General features: G+C 60.1%; 12 protein-coding genes. 1 reads left to right on the top strand and 11 read right to left on the bottom strand.

What is annotated here, in order from left to right; translation table 11 throughout:
• Positions 1 to 169 precede the first annotated feature (169 nt).
• Positions 170 to 340 (top strand): hypothetical protein, encoded by a 171-nt coding sequence (locus DJ029_RS21830; RefSeq protein WP_157966460.1) that lies wholly within the window; start codon positions 170 to 172, stop codon positions 338 to 340.
• 169 nt (positions 341 to 509) lie between these two features.
• On the opposite strand, the gene qatD is transcribed toward DJ029_RS21830, so the two are convergent.
• From qatD to DJ029_RS19735, 11 genes are all read right to left on the bottom strand, one after another.
• Entirely contained in the window at positions 510 to 1,265 is a 756-nt protein-coding gene (qatD, locus tag DJ029_RS19785) for a Qat anti-phage system TatD family nuclease QatD (RefSeq protein WP_112324214.1), read from the bottom strand.
• Positions 1,262 to 2,536: a Qat anti-phage system QueC-like protein QatC gene (gene qatC / locus DJ029_RS19780; protein ID WP_232823150.1), complete on the bottom strand. Its 1,275-nt coding sequence runs from the start codon at positions 2,534 to 2,536 to the stop codon at positions 1,262 to 1,264. The genes qatD and qatC overlap by 4 nt, the downstream gene beginning before the upstream one ends.
• Before the next feature lie 71 nt (positions 2,537 to 2,607).
• The gene (qatB, locus tag DJ029_RS21975) at positions 2,608 to 3,225 is read right to left on the bottom strand and encodes a Qat anti-phage system associated protein QatB (protein WP_308861260.1); all 618 of its coding nucleotides are present in this window, start codon (positions 3,223 to 3,225) and stop codon (positions 2,608 to 2,610) included.
• A gap of 275 nt (positions 3,226 to 3,500) precedes the next feature.
• Positions 3,501 to 5,462 carry a Qat anti-phage system ATPase QatA gene (qatA, locus tag DJ029_RS19770; RefSeq protein ID WP_112324211.1) on the bottom strand — a complete coding sequence of 654 codons (1,962 nt, stop codon included), beginning with the start codon at positions 5,460 to 5,462 and terminating at the stop codon, positions 3,501 to 3,503.
• Complete coding sequence (locus tag DJ029_RS19765; RefSeq protein ID WP_112324210.1) at positions 5,459 to 6,007, bottom strand: RES family NAD+ phosphorylase; 549 nt, start codon at positions 6,005 to 6,007, stop codon at positions 5,459 to 5,461. The genes qatA and DJ029_RS19765 overlap by 4 nt, the downstream gene beginning before the upstream one ends.
• Positions 6,008 to 6,016: 9 nt before the next feature.
• A complete protein-coding gene (locus tag DJ029_RS19760; RefSeq protein WP_232786339.1) occupies positions 6,017 to 6,343 on the bottom strand; it encodes an antitoxin Xre/MbcA/ParS toxin-binding domain-containing protein in 327 nt (108 codons plus the stop codon).
• 15 nt (positions 6,344 to 6,358) lie between these two features.
• On the bottom strand, positions 6,359 to 7,693 hold the full coding sequence (locus tag DJ029_RS19755) for a hypothetical protein (RefSeq protein ID WP_112324209.1): 1,335 nt from the start codon (positions 7,691 to 7,693) through the stop codon (positions 6,359 to 6,361).
• A 55-nt stretch (positions 7,694 to 7,748) separates the two neighbouring features.
• Positions 7,749 to 8,033 (bottom strand): WGR domain-containing protein, encoded by a 285-nt coding sequence (locus DJ029_RS19750; protein WP_112324208.1) that lies wholly within the window; start codon positions 8,031 to 8,033, stop codon positions 7,749 to 7,751.
• Positions 8,034 to 8,117: 84 nt separating this feature from the next.
• Complete coding sequence (locus DJ029_RS19745; RefSeq protein WP_112324207.1) at positions 8,118 to 9,050, bottom strand: DUF2493 domain-containing protein; 933 nt, start codon at positions 9,048 to 9,050, stop codon at positions 8,118 to 8,120.
• A 366-nt stretch (positions 9,051 to 9,416) separates the two neighbouring features.
• Complete coding sequence (locus DJ029_RS19740; RefSeq protein WP_112324206.1) at positions 9,417 to 10,448, bottom strand: DUF7146 domain-containing protein; 1,032 nt, start codon at positions 10,446 to 10,448, stop codon at positions 9,417 to 9,419.
• A gap of 3 nt (positions 10,449 to 10,451) precedes the next feature.
• Positions 10,452 to 12,681, bottom strand: a 2,230-nt coding sequence (locus DJ029_RS19735) for a strawberry notch C-terminal domain-containing protein (RefSeq protein ID WP_198671207.1), incomplete at its 5' end; no start/stop codon positions are given.

The raw sequence follows: 12,681 nt of genomic DNA, 5'->3' as shown, positions 1-12,681 counted from the left end.
CCTTGAATTCGCGCGGTTTTTTGTCGTTCAGCGGCGAGAATCTTCGCGATGCGTCTATCAACCTCAAATTGCATGTTGCAGGTGCAGCATAAGGCTCCTAAGACCCCGACAAGAATGTGACGGCGCTACAGATCAATCGCTTTGCATAACGAGTTCAGAGGAGAGCAGAATGTCCCAATCCCCGCGTTTGACCGGCACACCCATCATGCGGATCCTCTCAAAGACCTCTGGCGAAGTGGTCGGCTACCTCTACGAGTGGGACAATGGCGACCTTCAACCCGCCTGGTTCGACGGCGAGGTGCAAGGCGTGCTCTATGAGCCGATCGCGGAGGCGGCTTAGGCTCGATCAACGGAGCGGCGGCACGCAAGTTGAATCCTCGCAAGAAGTCGGGGAAGGGTCATTTTTATGCTTGTATTTCAGTGCGTTGTAAAAAATCCGATAATTCATTTTATGTAATATATTTGAGTTTTCCGATTTTGAAGAGTCCTTTCAACCCGACTTGAAGTACTCACGAAATCAGGTCCTTTAGATTCTGCAGGACGAGCTCACGCAGCTCCTGACGGTCGAGATGAAAAGCGGTCGCCAACCCGTCAACCGCGCGATCGACCCCCATCGGTCGCATTGGCGTCTCGACGCGCTCCGCAAACGGGCCGTCCGTCTCGGTCAGGATTCGTGACTTCGGTAAACTGCTCACCAGTTTCCGGGTCCTTTCGATGTCAAACATCCTTTCATTCACCGAGAAGTAGCATCCCAACTCCACCGCGCGTCGCACTTCAGAAGGCGATCCGCTGAACCAATGCAACACCACCCTGCCTCTGCCGATCGGCAACTTCGATTCGATCGTATCGAGTACGACCTTGGCGCATCTAACACTGTGAACGCTGAGAATTTTGTCGCCGCGCATAGCACAGGTGGCAAGTATCTCGGCGAAGATTTCCTTCTGCTGGTCAAACGACGGATAGAACCGACGACCCGCATCCAGCCCGACCTCACCAACATACCGTGTCGATGCTTCGTATTCCTTCCAGACAGACAATTCATGCGCACGTTCCCCGACAAGCTGCGGGTGCAGGCCCACCGCAGCCCGAACGTATTTGAGGCCCTCGCAGAGTTCTCGATTGCGCGGGAATGCCTTCGGTGTCGTCGTAACGGCTAGCGTGAAGACCTTTTGATCCTCTCTAAACCGCACAGCAGCGACATGGTCGGCGTAAAGATCCAAGTGGCAATGGAAGTCGACGTTTTGCGCCATCGTCAGGTTACTCATGTTGGCGCGGTCGTGACACCCGCGAGCAACCGATCAACTTCCGCTAGGCCCCGCCGATACACATCCGCATAGGCATCCAGTCGGTCCGGATAGTCTTTTAGCGGTCCCGGTTTGTGGATCAAGATACCTGCTAGTTCGGGTCGCTTCGCGACGCGTCGCGCGGCCAATTGGAACGATCGGACCTGCTGTCCTTCAGCGTGTGTCGTATCAAGGGTTCTCTTACGCAGATCTTTCAAACCATAGCTTGTCGGATCGTCGCCCAGCAAAGACGCACGACGGATCAAGCACGGTAGACAATACCCGCAGTGACCTTGAGGTCTGCCATCCCAACGCCCTTTTGTCGGCGATGAGCATGACAGCGATTGACTGACAATGCCCTTCAAGATGGAAGAATCGGAGCATGCCGCAACCATTTCACCTTTGGTTTTGTCCCAATAGGGATTTACGAGGCGGCCACTAATATCCAACGCCGTCAGGAGTTCATTCCATCTCGCCATGTAGAAAGGATGCGTCGTACGGGTGCTGAGCGCACCGAGGCGCAATGGGTCCATTGGCACATTCAAGGCGATGAGACCGTTCTCCGGGACATTCAACGTGAACTCCTGGCCGAGGCTGACGCCTGCGGCGACCCCGAGTGAGAAGAACAAAAACGACCTGCCGCGGGTCGTGTCCTCGGAATCGACTCCGTCGATCAAACCCTTGCGAAAAGCCATCCAGATGCGCAAACGATCGAACGTCGAGGTCGGGAAAGCATCTCTCAGGGAGGAGAAGCAATCCTCTTGAGATTTGCTGACCGCTCCTTCGCCAGCATGGCTCACAAGCAAGGGTTTACTTCCGGACTTCAGGATGTCGATCGCGCCGACCAAGCTGTCGAGCCCACCCGAAAACAAACTCACGCAGTCGAAATCTACAGGCACAAGGGGCTTCGGCCTGGGTTCCGCGATCGCGACGAAGTCGCCCGGTCGAGACCGGAACCCGACCCGCCAAAGGTCCCCAGTTAGGAACCGGAGCATCCTCTCTAGGATCGGAGAGGCAGAATTCCATCTTTCTGGATCACTGACCGGTACGACCAGACGTATCTCGCGCGACCAACCGTCTTGAGATTCCGATGCACGCGCAATCCTGGTATCTGCCGCATGGACATGTGCCGCGACCAACATGAAATCGACGGCCAATTCGGTAGGGCCAAGATTCAGATCTGCTATGTCACGGAGTGCTTGCCCAATGCCGTGAGCCAGACTCTTCCCCGCGAGCATGTCGACCAGGGTCATTCGCTCGTCGCTTGCAATCGGGATCGCGACGACGTCCGTTCTTCCGAATCTGCCAGCGATGACGTGCCGTCTCATGTGTCGGCCTCCGCCTCGCCAGCTGCCTCGAGCAACTCGAACGTCGCCTCATAGACCTGGTCCACGAAACCGGAGACGTCTTCCCGAGATATCGATCCGAGATCCGCGCCTGACGCGCTCACCGCGTCGCTCACACTTCGCTGGATGAACTCCTGCAACTGGGCCTCGATGCGCTCGACAGTTCGGACATCCGATGGCATGTTTACGACCCGGGTCCCGATATCGTTGCATATGCGCGCCTCGATCGTGTGTGCGATGTAGAGCTCGAACACCGTCTGCATCTGATCAGCTGTCAATCCGTCGATCTCGGTTATGCCCGCGTCGACAAGATCAGCGATTGTCTCAATGAAGGCATCTCGGGCGATCCCCTCATCGATGGAGCCCCCATCCGGACATATGAAATCGGCCAGTCCGGCAAATACCTCCTCGATCGGCCGTCCCGCAAGACCTCCGAGGTCGAGAGAGCGGAGCACCTCGCCGATGCCCACATTCCCGACTTGACCGAGAATGGTCGCGAGTCTCGACGCAGCGCCGCGCGAGCTACCCATGCGCCTCGCGGCCCGCGCCGCACCACCGGATGACCTCGATACATATTGCGATACAGCGCGTCCCATACTTCTCCGGTCATCGCCGCCGGAGCGTGCGTAACGGGTGAAGTTCGTTCGAGCGGACGTGTATCGGTCGGTCTCACCCGGAACCGGTGTCGCGGTCCGCTCCGGTGGCGCGGCCGGCGGAGCGGCGGGATCGTTCCCCGGCGGCGGCGCATCGCTGCCTGATCCGTCGGATCGCGGATCGCCCGGTGCACCGTCATCAGATCCACCACCTTCCAACCATGATGGAACGAGTGGCGTTCCACCCGAGGCTCCGCCAAACGCGCTGGACGTTCCCATCAACGTCCCCCTTTTCGCGTGCGTGTCGCCGCGCGGGCCGCGACTTTCAAAGTCATCGACCCCTCCTCGGACCAGGTCGCGAGAAGAGTGTCCAGGCGAGCAACGAACTCCGAGCCGCGGATCACCCTATCCCAACCTGAAGCTACCCATGTCCCGCAACGTGCCGAAGGCAGGGATTCGAGAAGGTCTAAAAGGTTTGTCTGTAAGAAATCGTGGGCTTTGACGAGCACGGTTATGCCGTCCACTCCGGCTGGAGCGGTGTCAAAAGAGTCGCTGGCGACGATACGCGCTCTCAGTTCTTCGAACACTTGGCCTGCTTCGGCTGGCGCGAGCTGCCGAAGTTCCGTCTCGTAGGCCTGAACACTCAGCTTCGATCCCATCAATCTCTCGACCACAGCACCAAGTCTGCCGAGCACAGATACGGCGCCGAAGTAATCTTTCCTGTCTTTTGCGACGAAGAGATAGGGCCTTAGATCGATCGCACCGAGGTTCGGCGGCATACTCGCCCAATCCCGGATAGCCTCCGACCCTCGCCATTCTGACAAGACAGCGCTCTCGTTCGGTCCCGTATCCTTCGGTATGGTTTTGACATCATCCAGATTGGTGACTTTTGGGCCGTCTCCACGCTTCTTGTTTGGTTTGGACTTAGCCTCAGTCGGATCCTCGAGGGCCGCCAAGTCCTCGCAATGTCCGTTTGGGTGTTTCGCTGCGGCCGAGGCGATCTGATCGTACATGCGGGACATGAAGCGCTCGGCGAGCATCAGTTTCGCCAAGACAGGAAGCTTGACATCGTCACCGAATCCGCGAGCTCGCGCTGTCTGGTTCCTGAGAAGAAGCGTGTTCAGGAAGCGCTTGATCTGACGTGGGTTGCCTTGCGTGCCGCTAGCCAGAATTTGGCCGATCTGATCACTTAATGTGAGCGCGTTTGAAACGCTGGCGGCTTTGGCGCCGAGGGCGTCACGGACAGTGGCCGCTGAGAGCCCGGTCGAAAGCCACGGCTTTGCTAGATGCTGGCGAGCCACTTTGATCAGGTTCTGGTATTCAGTGTCCTCTTCTCCGAGCTCCGCCCCCACGAGCAAGAGCGTCACATAGATACGAGTTTCCGTCTCCCCTAGGGAAGGGATCCTGAATGGCACCTGGATGAGCTTCTCAAGATAGTTTCGCGCATAGTCCCTTGGTCCGGTCGTGTCGGGCAACTCCGGGAAATGCTTTCGCACCGAATACTCGATCATCGCTTCATCGGCAGCAACCACGAAAGCCGTGTGTTCAGTGAATACGAACAGCCGAATTGCCTCCAGCGTTTCGATCGCGACTTCAGGCAGGCATCTGTCCAGATCGTCGATCAGAACGACGAGTTGATCGACACCAGCCTTGTTGAGTAGATCTTTGAAAGCCTTCCGGAACTCACTGATTTCTTCAGTAAGCCGTTTCGAGTCATCTGGCTTCAGTAGGCCCGACATCCCAGCGATGGCGGCCTCATAGTTTTCCCGAGTGAGCAATTCACCTGGCTCACCAATCGCCTTCTTGACCGAACCAACGACCGCGTCGATGTGCTCGGGCAGCGGAACTCCCGACAATGCTGTGAAAGCAAGGCCTCCTCCTTGCCGGGCAACCTTGAGCCAATCGATGCGTTTGAAGATATTCTTGACCGCTTCACCCGCATTTGTCGCAAGCGACCGTTCGGCAACAAGCTCTGTGACAATGCCCTCGATCAGCGCGATCTTTGCATCCTCGAACCCCTGGAATCGCCAACCATTGAATTTCACGCAGAGAACGTCCGGGGTAGGCGATAGAGATGCCTCGATCATCTCCAAGATGCTGCTCTTTCCTGCTCCCCAATCACCATGCACACCGATGGTGATCGCCTGCTCTGGACGTTCCCGCAGCAACTCGGTGATCGTGCGCGCGATGGCCTCGTTGTTCAGCAGATCGACGCTTGTCTCGTTGTCGGGTAGAATCATTTCGCCCAGTCCACGACGCCATGATCTTCTAAAGTGGACTCGGGCAGTGATTTTACCTTGTCGCAGAAGATGATTGCATTCCTTGCGTCAGATCGCGCGGACGGGACAATTAGGCCATCGAAGTCTAGAAAGTGTGCGACTTCCCCAATTTCCTGGGTACGGGGATACTCGTCGTTCTTTTGCTCATAGGAGAGACGACCGAACGTTTCCGTGTTCAGCCCGACCCTGGAAAGCGCTTCCAGATCCAGAAACTGAAGCGCACGCCCAAGCGAAAGTTCAATTTCAAACATGCGATACTTTACCTTGCTCGGCATCACCGGTTGGCCGCGCATCAGATGAAATCGCATCTCTTCCAGAGCACCTGATCGAGCCAAGGATGTATAGAGCACATCGAACGTCCCGTCGTCCCACCGACCACCGGACGCGCTGCAGATCAGCGGATCGCGCCCGTCGCGCACCAGCCGCCAAACGTTCCCTTCGAAAACGACGGGATCGATCGCCTCAATCGCGTCAATCAGCCGGTTGTCGCGTCGAGCTTTAACCATTCATTGGACCTACACATAGACATCATTGTCCAGCCGATCGATGACGGCCAGTACTTCGAGCGAGCGATCATTGTGAATGAGGTCCATAGCACGCTCACCTCCGAGTTGTGGGTGCCTCGCATAGAGCCAGGCACGAACCTCGTCCGGCGTGTAATATTCATTGAGACGACCGACGATGTAATAGAGGTCGGACAGAATCAATTCGTTCTTTGGTTGCGGCTTGATATCACCAGCCTTCCAACGCGATACCGTCGCCTTGGAGACATCCGTGATATTTGCGATATCGGTTCCTTTCAGACCCCCGATGTCGGCAAGTTCGCCGATGTAGCGTGACACTGCACTTTGCATTTCTTACCTCTGATCACCGCGCCGCAGGGCCGTATCGACATTGAAGTCGCAAGCCCGAACACGCGGGGACTCCATTCCGCGCTCCTCATGGAGCTTTTCAAGCGCGTCTGCAACCTTGCCCATCGTTTCTGCATGCGCCCTAGTCCGCTTGAGCAAACTCGCCAGGTCGATGCCCGCCGCCTGAGCTTGAGCCTCAGTGGGCTTAAGGAAGCTGACATCTTTTGCGCGACGCTCGGCATCCGCCATCGTCTTTGACAGGAAATGCCCCGCTCGGTTGAGATCCGGTACGGACTGAAGCGCTTCTTGCGAGCGCACCAAATGAAGAGCCTGAACCTGCTTTCGAGTTCTTACCATTTCTTCAACGCTGGAAACGGTTACAAACTCGCTTTGCAGAAGCAGCTTCCGCCCGCCGCGAGACTTGGCAAGCAATTCGAACTCGTTGGCATAGAAACCCCTGCCAAGACCCGGAACCTGCACAATGCGCGGCCGAGCAAATCTTGCATCAGGATCTGGCTCTTCCGGCGTCTTGTGCCAATCCCGAGCGTTGAACTGATCCAACTCGAGTATCCCGCTCGCGGACCCAGAAGCGACGCCAAACGCTTCTGTAGCCTCAGAGTTCAAACCAGAGCAGTAGTCGAGGATCACGGGCTTCCCGATATTGTGAAAACCGCTGAGCATCCGGATCAATGAACGAACCTTTTGCGGGCCGGGTTCTTTCCCTAGGCCGGAAAGGCGCATCCAGATAGCATCGACCGGCAGTATGGAAAGTGTTTCCGCTAGTGCCTTCCGCGAAGTTGCATCCACCAATCCTTGGACGCTTTGTATTACCGGATAGTCGATCCGGATTCGGCCTCCGCCCAAGCGATCAAGCGCCGCTCGAAGAGCCGAGCAAGAGGCAGCGTCCACCTTGAGCCAGCCGTCGAATCGGGGATCGCCCAAGAAATGACTCGGGGCAAGCACACGATCCGCGCCGACCGCAACCGCCATTTCTGCGATGCGCTCAATGATCTCCGTGGTGAAATCGTCCGGACCCAAAGGCGACATCGGGACTTTAGTCAACCAAGCCGAATTGCGTACAAACGTCCCATGTCGCGCCGGGCTCGAGAGCTCGGCCGCTCCAGTGTCGATCGTGATCTCCACACCCTCTGCTTTCAGCTCTTTTGCGAGAGCGGTCTGTCGATTGAGGCGTCCGGCATCGAAGACAACTCGCGAAGCCGGCAGACCTCCGGACGCAAACATCTCGGCAAACTTGTTGTGAGAGTCTCCAACACGGAAGAACTGCGCCAACGGCGAACGCAGACGCTGGCCTTTCGGAAATGGGACGACAACCTTGGTCATGGCGCTTGTTCCATATCAGTTTCATAGATTAATATAGTGAAACCGTTACGGAACGTCAATCCTTGGTGTGCGGTCCCTCAAGCAACCGATACCCTCGCCGCTTCTTCGTCGCCGACAGCTTCATCAGCGCGTTCACCGCCCTGCCCTCGTCATCGTGTTGCTCGACCAGCATCTGGCCACGGTAGCCGATTCGACCCCATTCCCGCACCAGGCTCACGCCGCCGAAGAGATCGGGCTGAACGCTCATCCTGTAAAACCGCCGCATGTTGAGAGACGGGTCGATCCGCTTGAGATCGACTGCCGTCGGAAACACCTCCATTTGCTGCAATTCATCGAACATTTTGCGGTCACCTTGTCTGCGGCAACAATATCAAGTGTATGTCCGTGTTTCCACAATGTTCTTTCCCGAGAAGAAAGAGGGGGCTCACGCCCCCTTCTCAAACTTCATGACCGGGATGCCGAGCTTCTTGGCCTTGTCGGCGAGGTTTTCCTGGATACCGGTTCCGGGGAAGACAAGGACCCCGACCGGGAGCACATCCAGCATCGCGTCGTTGCGCTTGAAGGGCGCGGCCTTGGCGTGCTTGGTCCAGTCGGGCTTGAAGGCCACCTGCGTCACGCTGCGAGCCTCGGCCCATTTGGCGGCGATGAGCTCTGCGCCCTTCGGGCTGCCACCGTGCAGGAGGACCATGTCGGGATACTTGGTTCTGACCTGGTCGAGCTTGCCCCAGATCAGGCGATGATCGTTGAAATCGGTCCCGCCGGTGAGGGCGACCTTGGGGCCGGCGGGAAGCATCACCTCGGTCTCTGCGCGGCGCTTGGCGGCCAGGAAATCGCGGCTGTCGATCAGCGCGGCGGTCATGTGCTGGCGGTTCACCATCGATCCGGTGCGGGGGCGCCAGGTTGATCCCGTGTGCTGGACAAATTCGGAGGCAGCGTGATCGCGCATCATATCCATGCAGTTGCGCCGTTCGACGAGGGTCAGGCCTTCGGCCGTCAGGCGCTCGAGTTCGACGGACTTCACTTCGGAGCCATCCTGCTCGCGCTGGAGGCGGCGCTGCGCCTGTTCGTTCTCATCGAGCGTCCGCTCGATCCGGGCCGTGGCGCGGTGGAAGAGGTTGACCTGGCCCCAGAGCACCTCTTCGAGGTCGGGTTCCATGCGGGTGTCTTCGAGGGTCGCGACGAGGGCGTCGAAGATGTCGGCGACGGCGACCGCGAGGCGCTGCCCATCGGGCATCGGGCGCGGATCGGGCTCGTCGAATGGGCGGTAGCCATAGAGCTGCAGCTCGTCGAGCGCATGGGCGGTCTGGGATGCGCTATGGGCGGGTTCATACGCGTCGTCGTGGGTCTGGATCGTCATTTGTTTCTTGCCTCCGGGTTTTGCCGTGTCCGCACGTCATCCCGCGCGGCCTTCATGGGCAGACCCGAGCCGTCGGGGCGGTTGCCCCTTCACCCCGGCTTCACCGGGGCCGGAACAGAGTGGAGGAGGTCGGAAGGGAAGCTATTTGTCTCGCGATGCAAAGGCGGCTTTGCCGCCGGCGGAAATAGGTTCCCTTCCGACCTTGCTGGGGCAACCTCTTTGACGGCCTGCCCATCTCTTGAAGGCCGCGCAGGGCTGACGGGTGGATGCGCAATGCCCGGGATGGGATGAGGACGACGATCCAGAGCCACGACTGGGATGCAGCCCCCTGCCCCGCACTCCCAGACCCCCCCTGTGCGATACAGCTCAGCTGGGCAGGCGATGCCGATCCTCTGGCCCGATCTGACCTGCCAGATGCTGGCGCAGCGCGTCCTTGCCGTCCGCCCGAAGATCATCGTTGAAATCCCCGAGCCGCGGTTCCAGCACCCGCACGGGCACCCCGACCTTGGAGGCTCTGGCGCTTAACCTCTCCGCCGCTTGGCATCCAGCCGGATCGCGATCGATCGCGATGTAGATGCGCTGCAGCCCCTCCGGCAGCAGGACGGCTCCGAGGTGACCGGACGAGAGCGCCGCCCAGACGGGCAGACCCGGGATTGCCTCGCACAGGGACAGCATGGTCTCGATGCCCTCGCCGACGACGAGGATGTCATCCTGCGGGGTAAGCCTGACGGCATTGCCGAGGAGGTGACCCATAGCCCGACGCTGTGGATTCACTGCCGCCTTCCCCTGTCCGTCAGGCGCCAGCCAGGTGCGATGCACGCCCTGCACGGCCCCTGCCCCATCGGTGACCGCGGCGATCATCGCCGGTCTGGGGATGCTCTTGGTCTGCCCCTCTTCCCGATGCCAGCACTTCGGGTGGAAGCGTAAGGCACCGTTCGCGCCAAATTGGGTAATGCCCCGGGAACGGAGGTAGGTCTCGGCAAGCGTGCCTGTGATCGGGTTCGAGGCCGCGAACAAACGCGACGCGGCCGCTGGTGTCCCACCCGGGCTCTTGGTCTTCCTTGGACCGGTCGCTTCAAGGAGAACCGGCTGCGGACGGCCAAGATGCGCTCGGGCCTCGGCGAGAAGATCGGGGAAGCGCGTGATCCCCGTCCGGGCGCGGATGATGTCGAGGAGATCGCCGTGCTCGCCGGTCGCGCCGTCGGTGAATTTCCCGGCAGCTCCCGCACCTGATGCCGGCCCCGTCAGCCGCACGAAGAGCGACCGGCCGGGATTGTTCTGCAGGTCGCCGACGATCCAGTAGGATCCTTCCCGCCTCCCCTTGGACAAGTAGGCACGACAGACGCCTTCGGCATTTTCAGCCAGATCGCGCACGAGGTCTTCGGTTTCGGAATACATGGGTCAACAGCCTCCGCGATCATGTAGACTTGCGACAGGACAACGTGCAAGCAAACGATCCAATATCGCGACGCCATCGGCGTCGGTCGGGCAGAACAGCCGCAGCTTCCAGCTGATGATCTCAGAAAAGAAGCCATCGGCCTTGAGCCGGTCCTTCGCCGCCTCCAAGAAGCCCGAGAGCTCGATCCGGTTGACGCCCATGACACGCGAGCGGTGCAACTCCATCCCTTCGGCCAGCCGCACCACAGTCTTTCCCTCCAGAATGAGGGCATGGACCTGCGTCGCCGAGAGCTTGGGCGCGTCTTTGGCCAGCGTGGTCGCGACCCAAGCCGGCGAGACACGGCGCCCGATGATGCGCTGCCCGTCATCGGTCTGCAGGCGATAGACGCGGGTTTCATCCTGGGGAAGCTGCTTCCAGATCGGCAGCAGCAGACCTGCCACGATGTGCAACGTGGTTTCCGAGAACTCCGGCACCTCGGCCAGTTCCGCAGCCCAAGCGGCGGAGAAGGCTGCGCGGTCGGCCTCGAGCCAGTGGGTGTCCTCCATGATCCTCGCCGGGACTGTGCTGACATCAAGCGGGCGGATCAGGCGCAGGCGCGGCTCGATGGTGCCATCGTCCAGCATCAGGCTGGTGGCGGGCACCTGCACGGCAGCCCGGCCCGAGCGGCTGTTCACCAGAAGCCGCGCCTGCGGGTCATCCAGCCAGTCGAGCGCATCCGCGAGGGAAGTCGGCGTGTTGCGGCGCTTTTCCGCGATGGTCAGAAGCTGGGTTTCTGCGCCGGAACCGGGATGGGTGTAGATATCGCGTGCGTCGGTCACCCGGAAGCTCTCCGCACGGAGTGTCTCGAGTCCGAGGTCGTAGACCCCGGCGGCGATGGCGCCCTCAATTCGCTGATCGAGCAGCTCCTCGAAACCCGCGAACAGCACGGCCTGCATGTCGATCGTCAGCGCCAGCAGGCGATTGAGGAAGGTCGTGATCGGCGGCAGGTCATCCTTCAGCCCGTTGTCATCGGTCAGGCTGAGCCCGGTCGCATCCTCGAAAGCCCCGAGCGAACATCCGGCCAGATCGCCGCGATAGATGCGGCGGTAAAGCTGGCGCAGGGCGTCGCGGGCGTAGGGCGACTCGAGGTTGTCTTCGGGCCGGAACAGCCCTTGCCCGCCGGTCTGGCGCTGGCCGCGCGTTATAGCGCCAAGCGTGTCGAGACGTCGCGCAATGGTCGACAGGAACCGCTTCTCCGCTTTGACATCGGTGGCCACCGGCCGGAACAGCGGCGGCTGCGCCTGGTTGGTGCGGTTGGTGCGTCCGAGGCCCTGAATCGCCGCGTCTGCCTTCCAGCCGGGTTCCAAGAGGTAGTGGACCCGCAGGCGCTGGTTCTTGGCCCCGAGATCGGCGTGATAGCTGCGCCCGGTGCCGCCGGCATCCGAGAAGATCAGGATACGCTTTTCGTCATCCATGAATGCTTGGGTTTCCGCGAGGTTCGCGGCTCCAGCCCGGTTCTCCACCACGAGCCGTGCCGAATGCCCTTCGCCCTTCCGCACAATGCGCCGCGAGCGCCCCGTGACCTCGGCCACGAGATCGGTGCCGAAGCGCTGGACGATCTGGTCGAGCGCACCCGGCACTGGCGGAAGCGAAGCCAGTTTCTCGATCAGCGCGTCTCGACGGCGGACGGCCTCGCGGCATTCGACCGGCTGGCCATCGCGCACCACGGGACGGGAGGAAAGATTGCCCTCGCTGTCGGTGAAAGGCTCGTAGAGCTGCACCGGGAAGGAATGGGCGAGGTAATCGAGGACGTATTCCCTGGGCGTGATATCACAGCGGATATCGTTCCACTCCTCGGTCGGGATCTCCGACAGGCGGCGTTCCATCAGTGCCTCGCCCGTCGAGACGATCTGGATGACCGCCGCATGACCCGCAGCCAGATCTGCATCGATGGATGTGATCAGCGTGGGGGTCTTCATCGAGGTGAGCAAATGGCCGAAGAAGCGCTGCTTGGCGCTCTCGAAGGCTGACCGCGCAGCGGATTTCGCCTGGCGGTTCAGCGTGCCGCTCTCACCGGAAATGTTCGCGGCCTCCAGTGCCGCGGTCAGGTTGTTGTGAATGATGGCGAAGGCCCCGGCATAGGCATCGTAAATGCCGCGCTGCTCGGGGCTGAGCGCATGTTCGAGCATCTCGTATTCGACACCGTCATAGGACAGCGACCGCGCCGTGTAGAGACCGAGCGCCCGGAGGTCG

The organism is Oceanibium sediminis (assembly GCF_003265325.1).
Classification (GTDB): domain Bacteria; phylum Pseudomonadota; class Alphaproteobacteria; order Rhodobacterales; family Rhodobacteraceae; genus Halovulum; species Halovulum sediminis.
Note: the sequence above shows the minus strand (reverse complement) of the source record. Positions and strands in the feature narration are given on the sequence as shown.

Excerpts from the sequence above, each read along its gene's own strand:
- DJ029_RS19745 (WP_112324207.1), bottom strand. The coding sequence starts at position 9,050 with ATGACGATCCAGACCCACGACGACGCGTATGAACCCGCCCATAGCGCA.
- DJ029_RS19765 (WP_112324210.1), bottom strand. The coding sequence starts at position 6,007 with ATGGTTAAAGCTCGACGCGACAACCGGCTGATTGACGCGATTGAGGCG.
- DJ029_RS19750 (WP_112324208.1), bottom strand. The coding sequence starts at position 8,033 with ATGTTCGATGAATTGCAGCAAATGGAGGTGTTTCCGACGGCAGTCGAT.
- qatC (WP_232823150.1), bottom strand. The coding sequence starts at position 2,536 with ATGACCCTGGTCGACATGCTCGCGGGGAAGAGTCTGGCTCACGGCATT.
- qatB (WP_308861260.1), bottom strand. The coding sequence starts at position 3,225 with ATGGGACGCGCTGTATCGCAATATGTATCGAGGTCATCCGGTGGTGCG.
- DJ029_RS19740 (WP_112324206.1), bottom strand. The coding sequence starts at position 10,448 with ATGTATTCCGAAACCGAAGACCTCGTGCGCGATCTGGCTGAAAATGCC.
- DJ029_RS21830 (WP_157966460.1), top strand. The coding sequence starts at position 170 with ATGTCCCAATCCCCGCGTTTGACCGGCACACCCATCATGCGGATCCTC.
- qatA (WP_112324211.1), bottom strand. The coding sequence starts at position 5,462 with ATGATTCTACCCGACAACGAGACAAGCGTCGATCTGCTGAACAACGAG.
- qatD (WP_112324214.1), bottom strand. The coding sequence starts at position 1,265 with ATGAGTAACCTGACGATGGCGCAAAACGTCGACTTCCATTGCCACTTG.
- DJ029_RS19755 (WP_112324209.1), bottom strand. The coding sequence starts at position 7,693 with ATGACCAAGGTTGTCGTCCCATTTCCGAAAGGCCAGCGTCTGCGTTCG.